The sequence below is a fragment of the Ekhidna sp. genome (assembly GCF_965227465.1).
Taxonomy (GTDB): Bacteria; Bacteroidota; Bacteroidia; order Cytophagales; family Cyclobacteriaceae; genus Ekhidna.
This window is the reverse complement of the sequence record NZ_OZ245746.1, coordinates 2,948,924-2,972,101: the sequence shown is the minus strand read 5'-3', so window position 1 is coordinate 2,972,101 and position 23,178 is coordinate 2,948,924. Positions and strand designations below refer to the sequence as shown.

The window sequence follows — 23,178 nt, the reverse complement described above, 5'->3', positions numbered from 1 at the left end:
AAGACTATCACAACAAATAATTTTCTTATTGGTTTTCATTTTTTTTTCAATTGATTTTTGCTAACATTGAAGTCATTAGTCCTTTTTATTTTGAGTTTTTGACCTTTGGGTTCAGGTGTTAGTCCTCCTGGACCTTTTTTTATGTCTTTTTGACCCTTTTCAAGGATCTAAAAACTCAAATTATCATCCCCTTACTTTTTTAATGATCGAAATCGTACACTTTTCTGTACCATATTGTACATGCTAGAATCTTGAAATCACTCAATTATTTCCATAAGTATCTGTAAAATAGATAGTTGAGATTAATGGCACCCTTCTTGGCATATGGGACCATCGAAACCTAAACGACCAAATTGTCAATGGACAGAAAGATTAAAAAGAAAAAATGGACCGTTAAAAAGATCAGCATCTACTGTGGAAGTGGTCTTCTTGTCGTCTTTATTGTTTACAATTTTTTCCTCTCAGGAGGCGGTACACGGCTTAATGTTGAAAGAAACAAGATCAATATCGCTACAGTGCATGAAGGTGATTTTCAAGAATTTATTCCAGTAGATGGAAATGTGCTTCCTATCAAAACTATTCGATTGGATGCGATTGAAGGAGGAGTTGTTTCCAAGAAATATTACGACGGTGGAATTTTGATAGATAAGGGAGATACAATTTTAGCCTTGGCCAATAATGATTTAGTTCAAAGTTTTGTACGGGAAGAAACTCAGGCTTCTATTTTGGTAAACAATCTTGAAAATACGAAACTCAGTCTTCAAAGAAATCAATTTGATCTTCGAAGAAATTTAATTGAGCTTGATTATCAAATAGATGCTGCTAAGGATGCTTATGAAAGAGGGAAAAAGCTATTTGATGAGAAAATCATTTCGGAACAAGAGTTTTTAAACCTTAAAAGAGAATACAATCGATTAGTAGATAACCGTAAAATTCAAATCGAATCGAACAGGTTTGATTCGTTAAATGCAGTTATTCAAATAAGACAGACTGAGGAGACTTTGGTGAGAACCAGGAATAACCTCGACATGATCAAAAGAAATCTTGATAACCTTTATATAAAAGCTCCAATTGATGGAAGATTGTCAACTGTTGATGTCGAAGTTGGGGAATCTATAGGCACTGGTCAAAACATTGGACAGATAGATGATCTTAACGGATTCAAAGTTCGAGCGCAGATTGATGAGCATTACATATCCAGAATATATGCAGGACTGAATGGCACATTCACTTTTGCCGGAAATGATTTTGGCTTAGCGATTACAAAAGTGTATCCGGAAGTGAATAATGGACTTTTTGAAGTAGACATGGCTTTTGATACAATTCCAAATGGAATACGAAGAGGTCAGACACTTCAAATCAGATTGCAGTTGAGCGAAAATATTACAGCCGTTCAAATTCCAAGAGGAAGTTTTTATCAAACTACCGGCGGAAACTGGATTTTTGTGGTGAATGAAGATGAGACGGAAGCAGTAAGAAGAGATATCAGGTTAGGAAGACAAAATCAACGATACTACGAAGTAGTGGAAGGATTGCAACCTGGAGAAAAAGTTGTTGTCTCTTCATATAGGGGATATGAAGACAAAGACATTCTTGTAATTAAGTAACCTAATTAGAAATTAAAAGTATTTAAATAGACCTAAAGACTAAAACTCAATAAAATCATGGAAAACGCTAAAGCACTTATTCAAACAAAAGATTTAAAGAAATTCTACTACACTGACGAAATTGAGACAACTGCACTTGCAGGAGTTAATTTGACCATCAAAGAAGGTGAATTTGTCGCCATTATGGGACCGTCTGGTTGTGGTAAGTCAACATTACTCAATATAATTGGACTATTGGACAATCCATCTGAAGGCGAGTTTCATTTTACAGACCTTGAGATTTCAAACTACAAAGAGCGTCAAAGAGCAGACCTGCGTAAAGCCAACATCGGTTTTGTTTTCCAGAGCTTTAATTTGATTGATGAACTAACTGTTTTTGAAAACATTGAACTACCATTAATTTATTTGAAGTATTCTGCGGCAGAAAGAAAGAAAAGAGTGGAAGAGGTGATGGAGCATATGAAAATTATGCATAGAAGAAATCACTTTCCTCAGCAACTTTCAGGAGGTCAGCAACAGCGTGTGGCCATTTCAAGAGCTGTGGTTGCAAAACCTAAATTGATTCTTGCGGATGAGCCAACAGGAAACCTGGATTCGGCAAACGGACAAGAAGTAATGAACCTACTTACTGAGCTGAATGAAGCTGGGACTACAGTAATCATGGTGACTCACTCTCCGGTAGATGCGGAATATTCGCATCGTGTGGTACACTTATTTGATGGTCAGATTGTATCTGAAAACATCAATGCAAAAGAAGCTTTAGTGTAATTCTCTTCATACTTACACATATACAGACCCCATCTATCCGGTTTGGATAGATGGGTGAACTGTACCTCGAAAACCTGAAAAGAAACGACTTTTTATTATGCGAAAATTTATTTTCGGACTCATATTTTTAATTGGCGGATTTGCTGTGGCGCAAGATTCAGTTCGTGTGCTTACGCTGCAAGAGTGCTTAAATATGGCTAGCAGCAGAAACTTAACAATCAAGCAAAATCAAAATAATTTGATTGGTGCACAATCAAATAAGCGCCAAGCTTATTATAACTTTCTTCCGAACTTAAATGCATCGGGGGGGTACACGTACTTTGATGGGAATAATATTGACTTTTCCGGTCAGGTAGTGTCCAATACAAGTAGATCATCACGACCTTCTATTTCTTCTAACTTGGTGTTATTTAATGCTTTTGCTAATCACCACCTTCTCAATAGAAGAAAGCACGAATACGAATCATCAAGATATCAATTAGAGGACAGTAAAATAGCCATTAAAGCAACGGTAATTAGAAACTACCTAAGTGTGTTGGTTGATACCGAAAACGTTCGTATTTCTGATCAGCGTCTGGAGTTTCTGGAAGAGCAACTCGATAGAGAAAAAAAGCGTGTTTCCGTTGGCGTTGGTAATCTTGAAACTGTATATAATTTCCAATCGCAAGTAGCCAATGAAAAACTTAACTATGTCAATTTAAAAAATCAATATCAATCAGATTTGTTGGCCCTGTTACAATCTATTCAATTAGAAAATTATTCGGGAGTTCGTATTGCTCCCCTGGATCTTGAAAGCTTAGAAATTTTAATCGAATACGATCCATATGATCAAGTATTGGAGGAAATAATGCAGTACTCGTTTCTGCTGAAAAGTGCAGAAGAAAGTGAGTCAGCAGCTAACGCTCAGCTCAAACAAACGAAAGCCAATCGCTATCCTACTCTAACTGCAGGTGCAGCACATTCAAGAAATTACACTTCTATTCTTGATGTTGAGTACCTTGAACAATTTGAAAATACACCAAGTAACAGTGTTGGGGTTACTTTAAATATTCCGATCTTCAATAGATATCAGATCCAAAACGGCATTAACAATTCCAAAGTCACAATGCTAAACGCACAGCTCCAAAATGAGCAAACAATACTTAATGTAACCAATGCTGCGCAGAGAGACTATCTTGACCTAGTTTCTGCACAAACATCTTATAAAACTGCACAGGAGAATTATGAAGCTTTGAATCAAACTTTTGAGTTTATCAAGAAACGATTCGAAACAGGCAATACAGATTTTTATTCCTATCTAGAAAGCTTAAATAATAAGAATAGGGCAGAGGCGCAATTAATAAATGCAAGGTATACCATCGTGCTGAGAAAACGCATCCTCGACCTCTACAGGGGTAACAACTAGTCAATATAATTATATAGAGAGAATGTTTTGCCTTCGAAAAATAGAAACCTTTCTTGAAGCTTCAATGAGCCTTCAGATAATTCAGGTTTAGAAAATTCCTTTTCTACTTCGCCTTTGAAATTTAGCATGATGGCTTTCTTTTTGGAGAAAACAAGAACTTTATTGCCGATCAACTGAAAGTCCAGGATACCAGTCCAATCAAAAGAGTAGATTTTTCCTCCAAATTGATCAAGCATGTGAAGCCCATTGGTATGACTAATGAAAAGTAGATTTTGATAAGCCTGCATTTTATTGACTGAGTCACCTAAGTGAATCTGAACCTCCAATACAGTATTCTTTCTTAATGCACTTATTTTCTTTAATCGTTGTGGATTGTTCTCAACTACCCAGATATCTCCATCAGGTGCTGGGCATGCCATCATTCCTAGTTGGATACCAAAATCTGCTAAATGATAGTTTTTTGGAACAGCAGAAAATCGATCTAGTATTGTTATTTGCTGGATGTCGAAATAGAAAAGAAACGGTCTTAAATTATTCTGAACATCAATCAGCGTAATTGATGAGGTGTTCGATAGCGAGAAATTTTCCAATAGATTTCCGTTTCCATCATACTTTGTAAAGCCACCATCAGCAAAACCTAAATAAAAGTCTCCTTTGTAATCTGAGGCATAGGCAGTTACTGATTTCTTTAATGCTATGGTTTTTACATGCTGCCAGTCTTGAGCTTCAACAATATAGGCTTGCAGAAGTAAGATGCTAGCCTTTAAAAGTCTTAAGAGTAGCCTGATTCCCATCAAATTCTAAATAGTTGCAGTGTGTAATCCACTCTCCTAAGTTAACGTATGTTGACGTATCACTTACAGCCAATTCCAACGGTAAGTGACGATGACCAAACACGTAATAGTCGTGATGAATTTCTTTTTCTACTCCTTTACAATATGAAAACAACCTTTCCTTGTCCTCACCTTCAAATTGTTCCTCAGAAGGTGAAGCTCTGCTTTTGCTACTCCAGTATTTAGCAATAGAAATACCCAGATCAGGATGAATCCACTTAAACATCCATATACATGCTGAGTTAGTGAAGATTTTCTTTATGACTTTAAAGCGAGTATCACCGTGCCCCAACCCATCCCCGTGCCCAAGAAAGAATTTCTTGCCATTGACCTGAAGCTCTGCAGTATTTCTTATAACGGGTATTTGAAGTTGGTTAGGGAAATAATCTCCAAGCCATAAGTCATGATTGCCAACAAATAAAAAGATTTGTACACCTCGATCCTTTAATTCAGCAAGTTTCCCCAGGAATCGAATAAAGCCCTTAGGTATTGTGGTCTTATACTCAAACCAGAAATCGAACGTATCACCCAATAAAAAAATGGCTGAAGCATCGCTTGATATATGCTCCAGCCATTTAATAATTTTCTTTTCGCGATGGAAACTTTCTTCTGCGTTAGGCGCGCCTAAATGAAAGTCGCTAGCAAAATAAATTTTCTTGCCTGAAGGTAGCTCCTCTATAGAGCTTATTAGCTCAGGATTTACCTTCTTCACTTATTTTTCAGTCTCAGCAGTAGACTCTTCTTTCTCTACAGCTTCTTTCACTTCATTCTTCACCTTATCTAACCCCTTTTTCTTTTCCTCTTTCTTAATCTCTTTTTCAGACTCTTCTTCGTCAGACGTTCCATTAGTGAAAGCATCATAAGTGGTTTGAGTTTTAAAAGGTCGCTTACCTATTAACCCTTCAAGGTCAGATTGGAAGATGATTTCTCTTTTCAGCAACTCTTTTGCAAGTATCTCTAGCTCTTTCTTCTTGGAAAGAAGTAATTTTTTCGTACGTTGATAGGCAACATCAATGAGTGCTTTCACCTCTTTATCTATAAGCTCTGCAGTTGCATCTGAATACGGTTTTGTGAAATTGTAATCAGATTGCTTAGAATCATAGAATGAAACATTACCAATTTTATCATTCATGCCGTAAACAGAAACGATGCTGTAAGCAAGCTTTGTGATACGTTCAAGATCACTCAGTGCACCAGTAGATATTTTTCCAAAGATGATATCCTCAGCTACCCTACCTCCAAGTGCCATGCACATCTCATCCATTAATTGCTCCGTCTGATAAAGAAATTGCTCTTTTGGTAAATATTGTGCATAACCTAATGCAGCAACTCCACGAGGTACAATACTGACTTTTACCAAAGGATCAGCATGCTCCAAAAACCAGCCAGCTACTGCATGACCAGCCTCATGATAGGCAACAATCTTTTTCTCTTCAGGAGAAATAATTTTGTTTTTCTTCTCAAGACCTCCAATCACACGATCAATTGCATCATGAAAATCGGTCATATCCACCTTTTTCTTATCCTTACGTGCTGCGATTAATGCAGCTTCATTGCAGACATTTGCTATTTCAGCACCAGCAAAACCAGGGGTCTGTGCAGCAAGCTTCTTTGTATCCACGTCTTTTGACAATTGAATAGGTTTGATATGCACCTTAAATATTGCTTCTCTTCCTACAATGTCGGGTTTATCAATACTTATTTGTCTATCGAAACGCCCAGGTCTTAAGAGAGCAGAATCTAAAACATCAGGTCTATTTGTAGCAGCAAGAATGATGACGCCTGCATCAGTAGAAAATCCATCCATTTCCACCAGGAGTGAGTTTAATGTGTTCTCACGCTCGTCATTTGATCCGGGCATTTGACCTCTTCCTCTAGATCTGCCTATAGCATCTATTTCATCAATAAATACAATACATGGTGCTTTTTCCTTTGCCTGCTTGAAAAGGTCTCTCACCCTTGCAGCACCTACTCCAACAAACATTTCTACGAAATCTGATCCGGATAGCGTAAAAAATGGAACACCTGCCTCACCTGCAACAGCTTTAGCTAGTAGCGTTTTACCAGTTCCTGGAGGGCCTACCAGCAATGCTCCCTTTGGAATTTTACCGCCGAGTTTGGTGAACTTTTCCGGGTTCTTTAGAAATTCAACGATCTCACGAATTTCCTCTTTTGCTTCTTCCAGACCTGCGGCATCAGAAAAAGTTATTTTTACCTTATTCTGTGCATCAAATAGCGAAGCTCTTGATTTACCAATGTTAAAGATTTGACCTCCAGGGCCACCGCCCCCGGTCATTCTTCTCATCAGGAACCAAAATCCAAAAATCAGCAATACAAGAAATCCCCAGTTAAAGAATATATTCGTGTAATCACTTCTTTCCTCTATTTTGTAATCAAATTGCTGATCATCAGGTAATTCAGCCATTAGATCTTCAAAATCTCTCACAAATTTTTCGATACTTACGATTTCAACCTTGTAGTGAGGTCCACCGCCAGCATCTAGAATACTTTTGTTTTGATCTAGTTCAATCTTATACTTCGTGTTACTTAGTGCCTCTGGCTTGAGTGTTACCTCTATAAAATCTTGATTTTTAACCAGTATTACTTTCTGTACATCATTGGACCGAACCATTTTCTCAAACGATCTGAAGGTGGTAGTTACAGCACCACTGTCATTCGAAAATATAGTCAATCCAATCACTAATGCTAATAGTCCACCGATCAACCAGCCTTGAAATCCAGGGCGAGGTTTTGGAGCATCTTTTCTTTTTTTATCGGGCATTTTTTCTGTTTCTCCTGTAAAATTTTTGTTTAGCTAACGGGGCGTCAGTTTATTAGTTTTCTTCGACACGAGTAATCTTCGCATCTCCCCACAATTCCTCTAATCCGTAAAAAGTTCTCTTTTCTTTATTAAATACGTGTGCTACCACATCTACATAATCCAATAATATCCACTCTTTGTTTTGTTGACCCTCTCTTTTCCAAGGATTCTGTTTAGAATTTTTATGTATTTGCTCTTCTATAGAATCTGAAATTGCATCTATTTGTGTGTCTGAATTGCCACTACAAATCACGAAATAGTCAGCGATTGCATGCTTCACCTCTCTTAAATCCATAACCACAACGTCCATGGCTTTTTTTTCTTTCATCCCTTCTACAACCCACTCACTAAGAATTTCTGAGTTGACATCTTTACTTACCTGCTGATTCACTAATAGATTACAATTAATTTTGCCGCAAATTTACATTAATTCTATTGCATAAATTCTTTGCCAAACCCTTATTCTTAGGTAAAAAAGTGGTTTTCCTGCCACAATGTCATTCAACTAACGACGAGTTGATGTTATTGACAAAAAATTCTGCAGTTCCTGAAGGAATGGTTGTATTTACAGATAATCAGATCAAAGGCAAAGGTCAAAGAGGGAATGATTGGATTTCTGACCCTGGTAGAAATGTTTTAATGTCCGTATTGTTGCTCCCTAAATTTATTGCCCCTGCTTCACAATTTAACTTAAACCTAATCTCGGGGCTGGCTATTGTTGAGACACTAAGAAGAGAAACATCTAAAAAAATACTTCTTAAATGGCCCAATGATGTTTACCTAAATGAAAAAAAAATTGCCGGAATCCTTATAGAAAGCATTGTTAGAGGCAGTAAAATAGAAGCGAGCATCGTCGGAGTAGGATTAAATGTAAATCAACATGAATTCTCAGTATCAAATGCAACATCTCTTTTTATAGAGGAAGGAGCGGAATTTGATAAGTTGGAAATAATGGAATCGTTCCTATGTAACATGGAGAGGTGGTACTTAAAGCTAAAAAACGGTGTAAATGAGGAGATTTTAGCCACTTACCATAATCTTTTAATGTGGCGAGGAGAGAAAAGGATTTTTAGATCTTCAAAAGGAGAGTTTGAAGGGGAAATTATTGGAATTAATAATCAAGGGCAACTAGAAATCAGTTCGGTTAATGGTCTTATGACTTTCAATATCAAGGAAGTCGAATTCATCAGATAAGAATCATCTTTGACTAAAGGAACCTAAATGAATTTCGATGGTTATATCTTTGCAGTCTGAAAAAGAAAGTAATTCGAGAAATATTTAATCAATGAGTGTAACTACGGAAAAATTTAAGGTAAAAGACATTGCCCTTGCAGATTGGGGGCGGAAAGAAATTGAATTGGCTGAAGCTGAAATGCCTGGCCTAATGGCATTGCGGGATGAGTACGGAGCAAGTAAGCCATTAGCTGGAGCACGAATAGCTGGTTGTCTTCATATGACAATTCAAACGGCTGTATTAATCGAAACGCTAGTTGATTTGGGTGCGGAAGTTACATGGTCCTCATGTAATATCTTTTCAACCCAGGATCATGCAGCAGCAGCAATTGCCAACGCAGGAATTCCTGTATATGCATGGAAAGGAATGAACGATGAAGAGTTCGATTGGTGTATAGAACAGACACTTTTTGCATTCGAAGGAGGAAAACCACTAAATATGATTCTTGACGATGGTGGTGATCTGACCAACATGGTTTTGGATAAGTATCCAGAACTAGTAAACGACATCAGAGGACTTTCTGAAGAAACAACTACTGGAGTTCACAGACTGTACGAGCGCATGAAAAATGGCACACTTCCAATGCCTGCAATCAACGTAAACGACTCTGTAACCAAATCAAAATTTGATAATAAGTATGGATGTAAAGAGTCGCTTGTGGATGCCATTAGAAGAGCAACTGATATCATGCTTGCGGGTAAGGTTGCGGTTGTAGCAGGGTACGGTGACGTTGGAAAGGGGTCTGCAGCTTCTTTAAGAGGAGCAGGTGTTCGTGTGATTGTTACAGAAATAGATCCAATTTGTGCGCTTCAGGCTGCTATGGATGGATTTGAAGTGAAGAAAATGTCAGATGCGGTTTCCAGAGCTGATATCATTGTTACTGCAACAGGTAATAAAGACATAATAAGAGGCGAGCACTTTGAAAAGATGAGAGATAAGGCGATCGTATGTAACATTGGTCACTTTGATAATGAAATTGATATGGCTTGGCTGAAGAAAAATCATGGGTCTTCTCATATCGAAATCAAGCCTCAGGTAGACTTGTACAATGTGAACGGCAATGACATTATCGTCCTGGCTGAAGGTAGATTGGTAAACTTAGGATGCGCCACTGGTCACCCATCATTTGTAATGTCAAACTCATTCACCAACCAAACATTAGCACAAATTGAGCTTTGGAAAAACCATGAAAATTATGAAAATGCAGTTTACATGCTTCCAAAGCATCTGGATGAAAAAGTAGCAGCGCTACATCTATCCAAGATTGGTGTTGAGCTGGATTCATTATCCAAAGATCAGGCAGAGTACATTGGAGTGGAGGTTGAAGGACCATTTAAGCCAGAATATTATAGATATTAAGTATACGGAATTGCTAAAATGAGAGGATTCTTCTTGATTGGAGAATCCTTTTTTTTATATAATGGGGTCATGACTCATTGGCAGGCTTTTAGAAAGTGGCAGGTTTTTAGCATTGAAATGGTTAGCTGGATTATGTTACTTATAGTGTCATACAGTGAACAATAGGTAATGAATGAAGTTCTAATACTAGGTAATTCAATGCAATTGAACTTATTTAGAACTATTCTAAATCAAGCGCGTATATTGATGTACATACACGTAAAATGTGAAGACAAATGACTAATCAAGTAGAGACACCAGTAAAAAGAACATATTCTGAAACTAAAAAAGTACAGGTTTTCGATGGTGAGTTTATGCCGCACGTAGATTCTATGTACAATTTTGCTTATCGACTTACTTTCGATGAAGACGATGCGAAGGATTTAGTTCAGGATACTTACATGAAAGCATTTCGATTCATTAATTCGTTTCAGGAAGGGACTAATGCAAAAGCGTGGCTTTACAGAATTCTCAAGAATAGTTTCATTAACGATTACAGAAAGAAAAGTAAACAACCTGCTAAGGTTGATTATCAGGAAGTTGAACAATTTTATAACTCAGAAGATACTCCGGCGAACGCGACTGTAGATTTAAGATTGGAGACTACCAAAGACATGATTGGTGATGAAATCAGTAATGCACTAAATTCTTTGGCGGTGGATTTTAGAACCGTAGTGATCTTGTGCGACCTGGAAGGATTTACATATGAAGAAATGGCGAAAATATTGGATATCCCGATAGGAACAGTCCGTTCCAGACTCCATAGAGCAAGAAATTTACTGAGAGAAAAATTGGGGACTTATGCTCTGTCAATGGGCTATAATTAGAAAGGAACTTTTTAGTCTTTCTTTCCATTGCATACTTAATAATACCAAAACAACTTTCTTGAAATGTCCGATTGTCCCGATTGTGGTTGCAGTGATTTTGATAAGTGCCTGAGGATTTTAAACCTGATGCTGGATAATGAAGCAACTGCCAACCAAGAAGAGTTTTTCTATACTCACATTGAAAAGTGTATGGTTTGTTTTGCTCACTACAATGTAGAAAAACAAATCCGTCAGTTGCTTAGGACAAAACTTAACAACAAAGCCGTTCCTCACGCATTAGCTAACGATATACGAAGTAAAATTGTACGTTAAGACAAGTATCTTGATTAGGTATTGTCACCTGAATTTTTCAGGCTTAACTTCGCTGGATGAAAGGAAAAGCTATCATATTTTCTGCCCCATCAGGTGCAGGTAAAACGACTATCGTTCATAGTCTGCTAGATAGAATTCCAAGTTTACGTTTTTCAATTTCTGCCACTACACGAGCCCAACGCCCCACTGAAATCAATGGGCGAGACTATTATTTTCATACAGTCGATGAATTTACTGCAAAGCAAAAATCAGGAGAGCTTATGGAGTGGGAAGAGGTTTACGCAGATACTTTTTATGGAACACTTAGAAGTGAAGTTGAAAGAATTTGGTCAGAGGGCAATCATGTCATCTTCGATGTAGATGTTAAAGGGGGAAAAAAACTCAAAGAAATCTTTAAAGACAAAGCCATCTCGATTTTTGTTAAAGTGAAAGACGAAAGCGTTTTGAGAGAACGACTTCAAATGAGAAATACGGAGAGCGAAGAGATACTCAATATGAGGGTCAGTAAAGCATCAGAAGAAATGAAAGAAGAAAAATGTTTCGATAAAGTGGTGCTTAATGAAAATTTAGATGATGCGATAGATACGGCTGAATTGATTGTAAAATCATTTATAAGGAGTTAATGGAAGTAGGATTATTTTTCGGTTCATTTAATCCCATCCACACCGGGCACATGATTATAGCTAACCTCGTGAAAGAGACGACCAGCGTAGATGAAGTTTGGTTTATTGTTAGTCCACAAAACCCGTTCAAAAAAAACAAGAGTCTCTTACACGAATTTGATAGGCTAGATATGGTCAATGCTGCAATAGGTGATGACTATCAATTTCGGTCTAATGATGTGGAATTCAATATGCCACGCCCCAGTTATACAATTGATACGCTCACAGTTCTTCAGGAAAAGTACCCAGAAAAAAAATTTCATTTGATAATTGGAGAGGACAACCTCGCTTCATTTCCGAAATGGAAGAATCATGATCAAATTCTTGAACATTTTGGATTGATTGTCTATCCGAGACCAAATTCAACAAAGTCGGAACTGGAGAAACTTGAAAATATTACAATAATTGACGCTCCCGAAGTAGACATTTCTGCTACATTAATTAGAAAACTCGTCAAAGAAGGAAAATCAATTAAATACTTGGTTCCGGAAGCGGTGGAAAAATTAATAAAAGCAAAAAAACACTTTCAGTAGCTTACACAGTCATGATATCCTTCTCCTTTATCTCAACAAGTCTGTCGATTTTGTCTACGTAAGTGTCTGTTAGTTTTTGCACATCATCTTCTGCGCCTTTCACTAGATCTTCTGAAACACCATCAAGCTTTTTCAAGGAATCATTAGTGTCTTTCCTGGCATTCCTTATACTAATCTTTCCTTTCTCAGCTTCGGCTTTTACTTGTTTCATAAGCTGAATCCTTCTTTCTTCAGTAAGAGGAGGAATGTTTATACGAATTTGTTCACCATCATTTTGTGGATTAAATCCAAGATTACTATTGATGATAGCTCTTTCAATTTCCTGAAGCATTGCTTTTTCCCATGGCTTTACGCTCAGTGTTCGTGCATCAGGTGTAGTTACTCCTGCCACCTGGTTTAAAGGAGTCATTGATCCATAGTATTCAACCTCAACTCCATCAAGCATACTTGGCATGGCTTTACCAGCTCGGATTTTGGCAAATTCATCTTTAGTGTGCTGAACGGCACTTTCCATCATTTCTTTTGCCGTGTCAAGATATATCTCTATTTCTTCCATGTTAAAAAATTCAAATTATGAATGAATAAGTGTACCAACCTCTTCTCCAGCTACAATTTTTTGCAGGTTACCCGGCTTGTTCATATCAAAAACAATTATAGGTAAATTATTTTCCTGGCAAAGTGTAAAGGCAGTCATGTCCATAATGTTCAGGTTTTTCTCATAGGCTTCCTGAAAGGATATTTTAGAAAACCTCTTGGCATCCGAATCTTTTTCAGGATCAGCTGAATAGACACCATCTACCCTTGTTCCCTTTAACACAACATCAGCCTCTATTTCTATTGCTCTCAAGCTGGCAGTAGAATCCGTAGTGAAATATGGATTACCTATACCCGCTCCAAAAATCACAACTCTACCTTTTTCCAAATGTCTTATAGCTCTTCTTCTTATGAAAGGCTCGCAAACCTGTTCCATTTTCAAACCTGCCATTAAGCGAGTGTACATGCCATGCTTTTCAAACATACTTTGAAGGGCCATGGCATTGATAACAGTTGCCAACATTCCCATGTAGTCACCTTGCACTCTATCTATACCGGATGATTCTGCTTCAACACCTCTGAAAATATTACCACCACCGATCACAACAGCAACCTCAATTCCATCATCCACTACTTGCTTTATTTCCTTTGCATACTGGGTCAACCGATTCGAATCTATTCCGTGGTTTTGATCTCCCATTAAAGCCTCTCCGCTAAGCTTAAGTAGTATTCGTTTGTAGGTCATTCTCTTTGTTAAATCTATATGATTAAATCGTGCAAATATATAAGGATTAAGCTCAGGTTATTCGAACGTAATGAGCACTTGATTTTTTTCTACATTCCCTTTTTCTCTAATATGAACTTTACTCACCTTACCTTCTCCGGGAGCCTTAATGACATTTTCCATTTTCATAGCTTCTAATACAAGTAATTTGTCTCCTTGCTGAACTTCATCTCCCTCGGAAACAAGAATATTAAGAATAGATCCTGGCATTGGTGCTTTAATATCCTTAACTATAGTGCTTGCCGCCATATTCATTCCAAGTTTGTCTAAAATTTGATCGATATGGTCGGTTACTGAAACCTCAACCAACTGATCATTGATCTTTAATTTCATTTCCTTCCCTTCAGATTCAACAACATCCACTCGGTAAATCTTATTGGCTTTGAAAACTTTGAAAGAAGAATTACTAATTCTTACAATTTCCCCATCAAAGAGCTGATCATTCAGGTAAATTTCATCCTTCTTCTTTTCTAAATTAATTTTCGCGGAATTACCAACCTGTATTTGTAACATATAAATGAGGTTAAATTAAAGTTGAGCAAAGCTATTGATTGAAATGAGCATTCAAAACTTCATAAGGAATTTTACACGTTAAGAGCTTAAAAAGCTTAATAATATCAGCTGTTTCAATAAAAAATCTGTTAATACTGATGAATTAGTTTTTTATATGAAAATGAAAGTTTGATTAGTTCAAAAAACGATATACTTTTGCAATCCTTTTTCTGGAAAGCGTCTGGAAAAAGTTGTTCTTAAAAGTGTTTTAAATAGGGGAGATACTCAAGCGGCCAACGAGGACAGACTGTAAATCTGTTGGTGTATTCCTTCGCAGGTTCGAATCCTGCTCTCCCCACCATTTTAAGCGGGTGTAGCTCAGTTGGTAGAGCGACAGCCTTCCAAGCTGTAGGTCGCGGGTTCGAGCCTCGTCACCCGCTCAAATCTTTGTCTTTATATCTGAAAAGTGTAAGGATAAAGTCTTTGAGCTCTTTCGTTCAAAAATCTGAACTCCAAGAGTTCTGGTTAAAGCCGATGTAGCTCAGGGGTAGAGCGTTTCCTTGGTAAGGAAGAGGTCAGGGGTTCAAATCCCCTCATTGGCTCTTTTAAGAGGAAAGAATTAGAAAATAGAGTAATAACAATAAATTAAACAAAACGAGGATTATCAAGCATGGCTAAAGAAACCTTTGATCGTTCGAAACCACACGTAAATATTGGTACAATCGGACACGTTGACCATGGTAAAACAACTTTAACTGCTGCAATTTCGGCTGTACTGGCTGGAAAAGGTTTAGCAGATATTAAAGATTTCTCTTCTATCGATAACGCACCGGAAGAGAAGGAAAGAGGTATTACCATTAATACTTCACACATTGAGTATCAGACGGAAAAACGTCACTATGCTCACGTGGACTGCCCTGGTCACGCGGATTATGTAAAAAACATGGTAACAGGAGCAGCTCAGATGGATGGAGCTATTATCGTTGTAGCAGCAACTGATGGCCCAATGCCTCAAACAAGAGAGCACATCCTTCTTTCAAGGCAGGTAGGTGTACCAGCACTAGTTGTCTTCATGAACAAAGTTGATTTGGTTGATGATCCAGAACTTCTTGAATTAGTTGAAATGGAGATCAGGGAACTACTTTCTGATTATGACTTCCCAGGTGATGATATCCCTGTAATTCAAGGATCTGCGCTTGGCGGTCTTAATGGAGATGCTAAGTGGGTAGAAAAAATTGAAGAGCTGATGGATGCTGTGGATGAGTACATCCCACTTCCAGAAAGAGCGGTAGATAAAGATTTCTTGATGCCAGTAGAGGACGTATTCTCAATTACTGGTAGAGGAACAGTTGCTACAGGTAGAATTGAAAGAGGGGTAATTAACTCTGGAGATCCTGTTGATATCATTGGTATGGGAGCTGAAGGCCTTAAGTCCACAATCACTGGAGTTGAGATGTTCCGTAAAATTCTAGATAGAGGTGAGGCAGGTGATAATGTTGGTCTTCTTTTGAGAGGTATTGAAAAAGATCAGATCAAAAGAGGTATGATTATCTGTAAGCCAGGATCAGTAACACCTCATGCGAAATTCAATGCAGAGGTTTACGTTCTGTCAAAAGAAGAAGGTGGACGTCATACTCCATTCTTTAACAAATACAGACCTCAGTTTTACCTTAGAACTACAGATGTAACAGGTGAGATTATGCTTCCTGAGAATGTAGAGATGGTAATGCCGGGTGATAACATTACAATTGAAGTGAACTTAATTAACCCAGTTGCGCTAGAGAAAGGATTGCGATTTGCGATCAGAGAAGGTGGACGAACTGTAGGTTCAGGTCAGGTAACTGAAATTCTTGATTAATAAATAATTATCCCGACGCACACAGTGTAGTCGGGATTTGTTTATACAAACTGATTACTCTAAATTTGCAGTCCTTTTGGGACTGCTTGTTTTTTACGGGTGTAGCTCAATTGGTAGAGTAGCGGTCTCCAAAACCGTTGGTTGGGGGTTCGAGTCCCTCCTCCCGTGCTTTTAATTTGAAGGAAAATTATGTCTAAAGTTATTACTTTTTTCAAAGAGTCATACGACGAGCTGTCACATAAAGTGTCATGGCCGAAGTATAGCGATTTGCAAAACAGTGCCATTTTGGTGCTAGTTGCTTCATTGATCTTTGCACTTATGATTGGTGCAATAGACTATGCCTTCGAGAATTTAATGGAATTTATTTACCAAGAACTATAATACGTACGGGTCAGGATGGAGCATAAGTGGTACGTAGTACGAGCCGTAAGCGGTAAGGAAAGAAAAGTTAAAGAAGCGATCGAAAATGAAGTCGTTCGTCAGGAATTAGCTGATTACATCCCTCAGGTACTTATTCCTTCGGAAAAAGTATACGAGATGCGAAACGGTAAAAAAAGAGTAAGAGAAAGAAATTTTTTTCCAGGATATGTATTGATCCAAGCTGACTTCTCCAATGGCGAGGTACAACACCTGGTAACGAATAAAGAGCTAATTCCAAATGTGATCGGCTTTCTAGGATCAACAGGAAGTAGCACTACAAAAGATCCAATTCCTTTAAGACAAGCTGAGGTGAATAGAATCCTTGGTAAGGTTGATGAGGTTGAGGAATACGAAGAGAAGCTCGATACCCCATTCATTGTGGGTGAGAGTGTGAAAGTGATGGACGGTCCCTTTAGTGGCTTCACGGGTACAGTAGAGGAGGTTTTTGAGGATCGTAAGAAGCTTAATGTTACGGTTAAGATTTTTGGCAGAAATACACCTGTCGAATTGAATTATATACAGGTAGAAAAAGAAGATTAATAAGGTAAGAAATGGCTAAAGAAATATCAGGCTATTTGAAATTACAGATTCGTGGAGGGGCGGCAAATCCGTCACCACCAGTTGGACCGGCGCTTGGAGCTAAAGGTCTGAATATTATGGACTTCTGTAAGCAATTTAATGCAAGAACTCAGGATAAGCCAGGACAGCTTCTTCCGGTTGTTGTTACGATTTATACAGATAAGTCTTTCGACTTTGTAATTAAAACGCCTCCGGCAGCTTCACTAATAATGGAAGCCGCTAAGTTGAAAAAAGGATCTTCCGAGTCAAACCGTGTGAAAGTTGGGTCAGTATCTTGGGATCAGGTGAAAGTTATTGCTGAAACTAAGATGCCGGATTTAAACTCATTCAGTATTGAGTCTGCCATGAAAGTGGTTGCCGGTACTGCAAGAAGCATGGGTGTGAAAATTTCAGGTAAAGCCCCTTGGGCAAATTAATATTTGGAAATGGGAAAGCTTACAAAAAATCAAAAGAAAGCTCACGAACTTTTAGAGATCGGAAAAGAGTATTCTTTGGAAGAGGCTTCCAAGCTTGTGAAGGAAATTACTTTCACAAAGTTTGATGCTTCTATCGATGTTGACATCCGATTGGGTGTTGACCCAAAGAAAGCTGATCAAATGGTTCGGGGAGTAGTATCTCTTCCTCATGGCGTAGGAAAAGATGTGAGAGTATTGGTGCTATGCACACCTGATAAAGAGCAAGAAGCAAAAGATGCTGGTGCTGATCATGTTGGTTTAGATGATTATGTGAAGAAGATTGAAGGAGGATGGACGGATATTGACGTAATTATCACCATGCCAACAGTGATGGCGCAGGTTGGTAAACTCGGACGGGTTCTTGGACCTAGAGGTTTGATGCCTAATCCAAAGTCAGGAACAGTGACAATGGATATTGGACAGGCAGTGAAAGAAGTGAAAGCTGGTAAAATCGACTTTAAGGTTGATAAGTTTGGAATCATCCACACAAGTGTGGGTAAAGTATCATTCGATGCTGACAAGATCAGAGAGAATGTTGTAGAAATGATCCAGACCGTTTCAAAATTGAAGCCTGCCTCATCAAAAGGCACGTACTTCAGGTCGATTACACTATCATCAACAATGAGTAGTGGAATAGCAATTGATAAAAGTAGCATAGCGAACATTTAAGAGTTATGACGCGACAAGACAAAGCACAATTAATAAGTGACCTTACTGAAAAGTTTAAGGAAACAGATCATTTCTATATAGCTGATACTTCTGGACTCACAGTAGCTGAGATCAACAAGTTCAGAGAAATGTGCTTCAACAAAGGAGTAGAGTATAAGCTTGTTAAAAACACGCTTATCAAAAAGGCACTTGAGAATGTAGAAGGAGATTACTCGTCATTAGATGAAGTATTGAAGGGTACGTCTGGTGTAATGTTCGTAAATGAAATTGCGAACGCTCCTGCGAAGATTATCAAAGAATTCAAGAAAGAGGATTCTAACGATAGACCGAAATTCAAGGCTGCTTCCATAGACTCGGATTTATTCATTGGTGAAGATCAACTAGGAGCGCTTGCTAGCTTGAAATCTAAGCAAGAGCTTATTGGTGATATCGTCACGTTATTGCAATCGCCTGCTAAGAATGTACTTACTCTGCTTCAGAGTGGAGAACATAAGCTTGCTGGCATTGTTAAAACACTTTCAGAAAGAGAGAATTAAAAATTTTTAAAACAGAATTAACACTTAATAAAATGGCGGATTTAAAAGAATTTGCAGAGCAATTAGTAAACCTTTCAGTAAAAGAGGTAAACGAATTAGCTAACATCCTTAAAGATGAGTACGGAATTGAGCCAGCTGCAGCAGCAGGACCAGTAATGGTTGCTGGTGGTGGTGGAGCTGAAGGTGGCGCTGAAGAAGAAAAATCTTCTTTTGACGTGATCCTTAAGTCTCCAGGTGGTGCAAAACTTGCTATCGTTAAGTTGGTAAAAGAACTTACTGGATTAGGCCTGAAAGAAGCAAAAGAGCTTGTTGACGGTGCTCCTAAAGCAGTGAAGGAAGGTATCGCTAAGGACGAAGCTGAAGCATTGAAAAAGCAGCTTGAGGAAGCTGGTGCTGAAGTAGAATTAAAGTAATTAGCACATAGTACAAAGGCATAGGGCCTGGCCCCTGACAAGCAAGTCAGGGTCAGGTCTTTTCCTGTTTGTATATAATGCTAAGCGTTCTTTTTCAAATTTATTAAACTAAAACTCCGTAAGCTTTGGCTAACAACAATAACACGAGAATCAATTTCTCTTCAATCAAATCAGTTATTGATTATCCGGATTTCCTGGATGTACAATTAAAGTCATTCGTTGACTTTTTCCAACTAGACACACCTGCTGAGCATAAGGAAGGTGAAGGCCTTTATAAGGTGTTTATGGAAAACTTTCCAATCACGGATTCTAGAGAGAATTTCGTCTTGGAATTTGTGGACTACACCGTAGATCCTCCAAAATACAGCATTCAAGAATGTATTGAGCGAGGGTTAACATATTCAGTTCCATTGAAGGCAAAACTTCGTCTACTGTGTAATGACGAAGAAAATGAAGATTTTGAAACGATTGAGCAGGAAGTGTTTTTGGGAAATATCCCATACATGACTGAGAAAGGCTCATTCGTAATTAATGGAGCTGAGCGAGTGATTGTATCACAGCTGCATAGATCTCCAGGTGTATTCTTTGCACAAAGCAAGCACACAAACGGGACCCTTCTTTACAGTGCAAGAATTATCCCTTTTAAAGGTTCTTGGATTGAATTTGCAACGGATGTAAACAATGTAATGTATGCTTACATCGATCGTAAAAAGAAGTTTCCAATTACCACACTTCTTAGGTCTATCGGATACGGTTCAGATAAGGAAATTCTAGACCTTTTTGGACTATCAGAAGAGATTGAAGCGACTGAAAAAGATCTTAAGAAAGTTATCGACCGAAGACTTGCTGCAAGGGTATTAAGAACCTGGACAGAGGATTTCGTGGATGAAGATACTGGAGAGGTAGTTTCTATTGATAGAAACGAGGTAGTGCTGGAACGTGATAGCATGATCACTGAAGATGATATTCAAACAATCATTGACTCTGGTTCTAAATCAATCATTATCCATAGAAAGGATGTGAATATTGCTGAATATTCCATCGTTTATAATACGCTCCAAAAGGATAATTCAAACTCGGAGAAAGAGGCAGTTGAGCAGATTTATCGTCAGTTGAGAAATACGGAGGCTCCTGATGAACAAACTGCACGTGATATAATCACCAGCTTATTCTTCTCTGACAAAAGATACGACCTAGGAGAAGTAGGAAGATACCGAATTAACAAAAAATTGGGTATTGATACTGACTGGGACAGAAGGGTACTATCTACAGAGGATATTATCTTAATTGTTAAGTACCTAATTGGACTTATCAACAGTAAAGCAGTGGTCGATGATATTGATCACTTAAGTAATAGAAGGGTAAGAACAGTAGGAGAACAGCTGTATTCTCAATTTGGTGTTGGTTTAGCTAGAATGGCTAGAACAATCCGAGAAAGAATGAATGTTCGAGATAATGAAGACTTTAAGCCAGTTGACCTAATCAACGCAAGGACTTTATCCTCAGTAATTAACTCATTCTTTGGTACGAATCAATTATCTCAGTTTATGGATCAAACGAATCCACTTGCGGAGGTAACGCATAAAAGAAGAATGTCAGCATTAGGGCCCGGAGGACTCTCCCGAGAGAGAGCAGGTTTCGAGGTTCGAGATGTTCACTATACCCACTACGGTAGACTATGTACAATTGAAACACCTGAGGGACCAAATATTGGTTTGATCTCTTCACTTTGCGTTCACGCAAAAGTGAATCAAATGGGATTCATTGAAACACCATATAGAGAGGTAGGAAAAGGAACAGTAGATATGTCAGGTAATGTAAAATACCTGACAGCAGAAGAGGAAGATACCCATAACATTGCTCAGGCAAATGCGCCATTGTCAGAGAAAGGTAAATTCTTAAACGACAAAATTAAAGCACGATTTGAAGGTGACTTCCCACTTTGCAGTGAAGATGAAGTTAGCTACATGGACGTTGCTCCAAACCAGATTGTATCTGTTGCAGCATCCATGATTCCATTCCTTGAACATGATGATGCAAATAGGGCCTTAATGGGATCAAACATGCAGCGTCAAGCAGTTCCATTAATGAGACCACAGGCACCTATAGTGGGAACCGGTCTTGAGGAGCGTGTTGCACTGGATTCAAGAGCTTTGATTAGAGCAGAAGGAGATGGGGTAATTGAATACGTCGATGCTACTAAAATTACGGTAAGATACAGCCTTGATGATGATCAGCAAGTCATTTCATTTAATGATTCTGTTGTAACATATGACTTGGTTAAGTTCAGAAGAACCAATCAGGATACATGTATCAATCTAAAACCGATCGTTGAAAAGGGAGAAAAGGTTAAGAAAGGACAAGCCCTTTGCGATGGATTTGCTACTGAAAAAGGGGAGCTTGCGCTCGGGATCAATATGCAGGTTGCCTTCATGCCTTGGCAGGGATACAACTTCGAGGATGCGATTGTAATTTCTGAGCGAGTCGTTCGGGAAGATATCTTTACATCTATTCATATCGATGAGTTCGAGCTTGAAGTTCGAGATACCAAGCGTGGTGAGGAAGAACTTACAAGTGAGATTCCAAACGTTTCCGAAGAGGCTGTTAAAAATCTTGATGAAAATGGAATCATCCGAACAGGCGCTGAAATTAAAGAGGGTGATATCCTTATAGGTAAGATCACTCCTAAAGGAGAATCTGATCCAACACCGGAAGAAAAACTGCTTAGAGCGATCTTCGGAGATAAAGCGGGTGATGTAAAAGATGCTTCATTGAAAGCGTCCCCCTCTCTGAAAGGTGTAGTAATTGACACCAAACTTTTCTCCAGACCGAAGAAAGATAAGGACGTAAGAGCACGAGCAAAGAAAGAAGTTGAGCTACTTAAGAATAGGTATAGCCAACAATTGACTGAAGCTCGTACTACGATGATTGATAAAATCACTAAACTTCTTGAAGGGAAAACCTGTCAAGGTATAAAGCACAAGTTTGGTGAAGAAGTAATGAGCAAGGGAGTGAAGTTTAGCAGAAAGAATATTGAAGCTAACCTTTTCCCTCCTAAGAATAAGTATAGAGATGAGAGTAATTACAACGTGCCCGAAGAGGCTAATCTTATCTCGGACTTAATAATTGAAAACTGGGTAACTGATGAAAAAACAAATCAGCTGGTATTCAAGCTTATCAAGAATTACATGGGATACAGAAATGATATTTCAGGTCATTTCAAGAGAGAGAGATTTACGCTAGAGGTTGGAGATGAACTTCCAGCTGGTATCGTTCAACTTGCCAAGGTTTATGTTGCTAAGAAACGTAAACTACAAGTGGGTGATAAGATGGCAGGTCGTCACGGGAACAAAGGTGTGGTTGCGAAAATTGTTCGTGAGGAAGACATGCCTTTCATGGAAGATGGAACTCCGGTAGATATCGTATTGAATCCACTAGGTGTACCATCAAGGATGAACATTGGACAGATCTATGAGACCGTTTTAGGATGGGCTGGATTGAAGCTTGGAAGAAAGTACGCTACTCCAATTTTCGATGGTGCTTCTGAAGAGGAAGTTCAAAACGAATTGAAGGAAGCGGGGCTACCGAACTTTGGTAGAACGTACCTATATGATGGGCTTTCTGGAGAACGATTTGATCAGCCGGTAACAGTTGGTGTTATCTACATGCTGAAGCTAGGTCACTTAGTAGATGATAAGATGCACGCAAGAAGTATCGGACCATACTCTCTTATTACACAGCAACCGCTGGGTGGTAAGGCACAGTTTGGAGGTCAGCGTTTCGGAGAGATGGAGGTTTGGGCATTGGAGGCATTTGGTGCTGCCAACGTTCTTCAAGAGATTCTTACAATCAAATCCGATGATGTAATTGGTAGAGCTAAAGCTTATGAAGCGATCGTTAAAGGCGAGAACATGAATAAGCCGAACATTCCTGAATCATTCAATGTATTAATACATGAATTGAGAGGATTGGCTCTTGAAATTACTTTGGACTAATTAATTATTGACAATCATTCTCCCGAGAAATCGGGAGGCTTTA

The 23,178-nt window shown here is 38.4% G+C and carries 23 protein-coding genes and 4 tRNA genes; 20 read left to right on the top strand and 7 right to left on the bottom strand.

The features are described from left to right. Nucleotides 1–359: 359 nt before the first annotated feature. From ACO05G_RS13155 to ACO05G_RS13145, 3 genes are all read left to right on the top strand, one after another. Nucleotides 360–1,607, top strand: coding sequence for an efflux RND transporter periplasmic adaptor subunit (locus ACO05G_RS13155; RefSeq protein ID WP_421763167.1), 1,248 nt, complete (start codon nucleotides 360–362; stop codon nucleotides 1,605–1,607). Nucleotides 1,608–1,664: 57 nt separating this feature from the next. After that, a complete protein-coding gene (locus ACO05G_RS13150; protein ID WP_089356769.1) occupies nucleotides 1,665–2,375 on the top strand; it encodes an ABC transporter ATP-binding protein in 711 nt (236 codons plus the stop codon). A gap of 97 nt (nucleotides 2,376–2,472) precedes the next feature. After that, entirely contained in the window at nucleotides 2,473–3,780 is a 1,308-nt protein-coding gene (locus ACO05G_RS13145) for a TolC family protein (RefSeq protein ID WP_421763166.1), read from the top strand. On the opposite strand, the gene ACO05G_RS13140 is transcribed toward ACO05G_RS13145, so the two are convergent. From ACO05G_RS13140 to rsfS, 4 genes are read right to left on the bottom strand one after another with little or no spacing between them, the layout of a single operon-like run. Beyond that, on the bottom strand, nucleotides 3,777–4,574 hold the full coding sequence (locus ACO05G_RS13140; protein ID WP_421763165.1) for a hypothetical protein: 798 nt from the start codon (nucleotides 4,572–4,574) through the stop codon (nucleotides 3,777–3,779). The genes ACO05G_RS13145 and ACO05G_RS13140 overlap by 4 nt on opposite strands. Beyond that, nucleotides 4,537–5,325 carry a UDP-2,3-diacylglucosamine diphosphatase gene (locus ACO05G_RS13135; RefSeq protein WP_421763164.1) on the bottom strand — a complete coding sequence of 263 codons (789 nt, stop codon included), beginning with the start codon at nucleotides 5,323–5,325 and terminating at the stop codon, nucleotides 4,537–4,539. The genes ACO05G_RS13140 and ACO05G_RS13135 overlap by 38 nt, the downstream gene beginning before the upstream one ends. Beyond that, nucleotides 5,326–7,395 carry an ATP-dependent zinc metalloprotease FtsH gene (ftsH, locus tag ACO05G_RS13130; protein ID WP_421763163.1) on the bottom strand — a complete coding sequence of 690 codons (2,070 nt, stop codon included), beginning with the start codon at nucleotides 7,393–7,395 and terminating at the stop codon, nucleotides 5,326–5,328. Between the two features lie 52 nt (nucleotides 7,396–7,447). Further along, nucleotides 7,448–7,825: a ribosome silencing factor gene (gene rsfS / locus ACO05G_RS13125; protein ID WP_421763162.1), complete on the bottom strand. Its 378-nt coding sequence runs from the start codon at nucleotides 7,823–7,825 to the stop codon at nucleotides 7,448–7,450. Nucleotides 7,826–7,911: 86 nt separating this feature from the next. Between rsfS and ACO05G_RS13120 the strand changes: the two genes are divergently transcribed. The 5 genes from ACO05G_RS13120 (at nucleotide 7,912) to nadD (ending at nucleotide 12,400) form a co-directional block, all read left to right on the top strand. Further along, entirely contained in the window at nucleotides 7,912–8,628 is a 717-nt protein-coding gene (locus ACO05G_RS13120) for a biotin--[acetyl-CoA-carboxylase] ligase (RefSeq protein ID WP_421765719.1), read from the top strand. 91 nt (nucleotides 8,629–8,719) lie between these two features. Beyond that, complete coding sequence (ahcY, locus tag ACO05G_RS13115) at nucleotides 8,720–10,027, top strand: adenosylhomocysteinase (RefSeq protein ID WP_421763161.1); 1,308 nt, start codon at nucleotides 8,720–8,722, stop codon at nucleotides 10,025–10,027. 275 nt (nucleotides 10,028–10,302) lie between these two features. Beyond that, complete coding sequence (locus ACO05G_RS13110; RefSeq protein ID WP_348283896.1) at nucleotides 10,303–10,893, top strand: sigma-70 family RNA polymerase sigma factor; 591 nt, start codon at nucleotides 10,303–10,305, stop codon at nucleotides 10,891–10,893. Between the two features lie 368 nt (nucleotides 10,894–11,261). Beyond that, a complete protein-coding gene (gene gmk, locus ACO05G_RS13105) occupies nucleotides 11,262–11,828 on the top strand; it encodes a guanylate kinase (RefSeq protein WP_421763160.1) in 567 nt (188 codons plus the stop codon). Further along, nucleotides 11,828–12,400: a nicotinate (nicotinamide) nucleotide adenylyltransferase gene (gene nadD / locus ACO05G_RS13100; RefSeq protein WP_348283894.1), complete on the top strand. Its 573-nt coding sequence runs from the start codon at nucleotides 11,828–11,830 to the stop codon at nucleotides 12,398–12,400. The genes gmk and nadD overlap by 1 nt, the downstream gene beginning before the upstream one ends. 1 nt (nucleotide 12,401) lies before the next feature. Here nadD and frr read toward each other — a convergent pair whose 3' ends face one another. Genes frr through ACO05G_RS13085 form a run of 3 tightly spaced genes read right to left on the bottom strand, consistent with a single transcriptional unit; the run spans nucleotide 12,402 to nucleotide 14,231 of the window. Next, nucleotides 12,402–12,956 (bottom strand): ribosome recycling factor, encoded by a 555-nt coding sequence (gene frr / locus ACO05G_RS13095; RefSeq protein WP_348283893.1) that lies wholly within the window; start codon nucleotides 12,954–12,956, stop codon nucleotides 12,402–12,404. Nucleotides 12,957–12,971: 15 nt separating this feature from the next. Next, nucleotides 12,972–13,679, bottom strand: coding sequence for a UMP kinase (gene pyrH, locus ACO05G_RS13090; protein ID WP_421763159.1), 708 nt, complete (start codon nucleotides 13,677–13,679; stop codon nucleotides 12,972–12,974). 57 nt (nucleotides 13,680–13,736) lie between these two features. Continuing rightward, entirely contained in the window at nucleotides 13,737–14,231 is a 495-nt protein-coding gene (locus ACO05G_RS13085) for an acetyl-CoA carboxylase biotin carboxyl carrier protein subunit (RefSeq protein ID WP_421763158.1), read from the bottom strand. A 254-nt stretch (nucleotides 14,232–14,485) separates the two neighbouring features. Between ACO05G_RS13085 and ACO05G_RS13080 the strand changes: the two genes are divergently transcribed. From ACO05G_RS13080 to rpoB, 12 genes are all read left to right on the top strand, one after another. Further along, nucleotides 14,486–14,571 (top strand) — tRNA-Tyr (locus ACO05G_RS13080). Between the two features lie 6 nt (nucleotides 14,572–14,577). Then, a tRNA-Gly gene (locus tag ACO05G_RS13075) sits at nucleotides 14,578–14,650 on the top strand. A 90-nt stretch (nucleotides 14,651–14,740) separates the two neighbouring features. Then, nucleotides 14,741–14,812: transfer RNA gene (locus tag ACO05G_RS13070), tRNA-Thr, on the top strand. Between the two features lie 68 nt (nucleotides 14,813–14,880). Continuing rightward, nucleotides 14,881–16,068: an elongation factor Tu gene (gene tuf, locus ACO05G_RS13065; RefSeq protein WP_348283890.1), complete on the top strand. Its 1,188-nt coding sequence runs from the start codon at nucleotides 14,881–14,883 to the stop codon at nucleotides 16,066–16,068. Nucleotides 16,069–16,163: 95 nt separating this feature from the next. Further along, nucleotides 16,164–16,236 (top strand) — tRNA-Trp (locus ACO05G_RS13060). Nucleotides 16,237–16,257: 21 nt separating this feature from the next. Further along, nucleotides 16,258–16,449, top strand: a complete 192-nt coding sequence (gene secE, locus ACO05G_RS13055; RefSeq protein WP_348283889.1) for a preprotein translocase subunit SecE — start codon at nucleotides 16,258–16,260, stop codon at nucleotides 16,447–16,449. Nucleotides 16,450–16,464: 15 nt separating this feature from the next. After that, complete coding sequence (gene nusG, locus ACO05G_RS13050) at nucleotides 16,465–17,028, top strand: transcription termination/antitermination protein NusG (RefSeq protein WP_348283888.1); 564 nt, start codon at nucleotides 16,465–16,467, stop codon at nucleotides 17,026–17,028. An 11-nt stretch (nucleotides 17,029–17,039) separates the two neighbouring features. Beyond that, entirely contained in the window at nucleotides 17,040–17,483 is a 444-nt protein-coding gene (gene rplK, locus ACO05G_RS13045) for a 50S ribosomal protein L11 (RefSeq protein ID WP_421763157.1), read from the top strand. A gap of 9 nt (nucleotides 17,484–17,492) precedes the next feature. After that, entirely contained in the window at nucleotides 17,493–18,191 is a 699-nt protein-coding gene (gene rplA, locus ACO05G_RS13040) for a 50S ribosomal protein L1 (RefSeq protein ID WP_348283886.1), read from the top strand. Nucleotides 18,192–18,196: 5 nt separating this feature from the next. Continuing rightward, complete coding sequence (rplJ, locus tag ACO05G_RS13035) at nucleotides 18,197–18,727, top strand: 50S ribosomal protein L10 (RefSeq protein ID WP_421763156.1); 531 nt, start codon at nucleotides 18,197–18,199, stop codon at nucleotides 18,725–18,727. 32 nt (nucleotides 18,728–18,759) lie between these two features. After that, nucleotides 18,760–19,140, top strand: a complete 381-nt coding sequence (gene rplL, locus ACO05G_RS13030) for a 50S ribosomal protein L7/L12 (RefSeq protein WP_348283884.1) — start codon at nucleotides 18,760–18,762, stop codon at nucleotides 19,138–19,140. A 125-nt stretch (nucleotides 19,141–19,265) separates the two neighbouring features. Continuing rightward, a complete protein-coding gene (rpoB, locus tag ACO05G_RS13025; protein WP_421763155.1) occupies nucleotides 19,266–23,135 on the top strand; it encodes a DNA-directed RNA polymerase subunit beta in 3,870 nt (1,289 codons plus the stop codon). Nucleotides 23,136–23,178: the final 43 nt, after the last annotated feature.

Coding starts and splice junctions, on each gene's coding strand:
- ACO05G_RS13145 (WP_421763166.1), top strand. CDS start 2,473: ATGCGAAAATTTATTTTCGGACTCATATTTTTAATTGGCGGATTTGCT.
- tuf (WP_348283890.1), top strand. CDS start 14,881: ATGGCTAAAGAAACCTTTGATCGTTCGAAACCACACGTAAATATTGGT.
- ftsH (WP_421763163.1), bottom strand. CDS start 7,395: ATGCCCGATAAAAAAAGAAAAGATGCTCCAAAACCTCGCCCTGGATTT.
- ACO05G_RS13085 (WP_421763158.1), bottom strand. CDS start 14,231: ATGTTACAAATACAGGTTGGTAATTCCGCGAAAATTAATTTAGAAAAG.
- frr (WP_348283893.1), bottom strand. CDS start 12,956: ATGGAAGAAATAGAGATATATCTTGACACGGCAAAAGAAATGATGGAA.
- ACO05G_RS13155 (WP_421763167.1), top strand. CDS start 360: ATGGACAGAAAGATTAAAAAGAAAAAATGGACCGTTAAAAAGATCAGC.
- nadD (WP_348283894.1), top strand. CDS start 11,828: ATGGAAGTAGGATTATTTTTCGGTTCATTTAATCCCATCCACACCGGG.
- rplK (WP_421763157.1), top strand. CDS start 17,040: ATGGCTAAAGAAATATCAGGCTATTTGAAATTACAGATTCGTGGAGGG.
- ACO05G_RS13110 (WP_348283896.1), top strand. CDS start 10,303: ATGACTAATCAAGTAGAGACACCAGTAAAAAGAACATATTCTGAAACT.
- secE (WP_348283889.1), top strand. CDS start 16,258: ATGTCTAAAGTTATTACTTTTTTCAAAGAGTCATACGACGAGCTGTCA.
- rplL (WP_348283884.1), top strand. CDS start 18,760: ATGGCGGATTTAAAAGAATTTGCAGAGCAATTAGTAAACCTTTCAGTA.
- nusG (WP_348283888.1), top strand. CDS start 16,465: ATGGAGCATAAGTGGTACGTAGTACGAGCCGTAAGCGGTAAGGAAAGA.
- pyrH (WP_421763159.1), bottom strand. CDS start 13,679: ATGACCTACAAACGAATACTACTTAAGCTTAGCGGAGAGGCTTTAATG.
- ACO05G_RS13150 (WP_089356769.1), top strand. CDS start 1,665: ATGGAAAACGCTAAAGCACTTATTCAAACAAAAGATTTAAAGAAATTC.
- ACO05G_RS13140 (WP_421763165.1), bottom strand. CDS start 4,574: ATGGGAATCAGGCTACTCTTAAGACTTTTAAAGGCTAGCATCTTACTT.
- rplA (WP_348283886.1), top strand. CDS start 17,493: ATGGGAAAGCTTACAAAAAATCAAAAGAAAGCTCACGAACTTTTAGAG.
- gmk (WP_421763160.1), top strand. CDS start 11,262: ATGAAAGGAAAAGCTATCATATTTTCTGCCCCATCAGGTGCAGGTAAA.
- ahcY (WP_421763161.1), top strand. CDS start 8,720: ATGAGTGTAACTACGGAAAAATTTAAGGTAAAAGACATTGCCCTTGCA.
- rplJ (WP_421763156.1), top strand. CDS start 18,197: ATGACGCGACAAGACAAAGCACAATTAATAAGTGACCTTACTGAAAAG.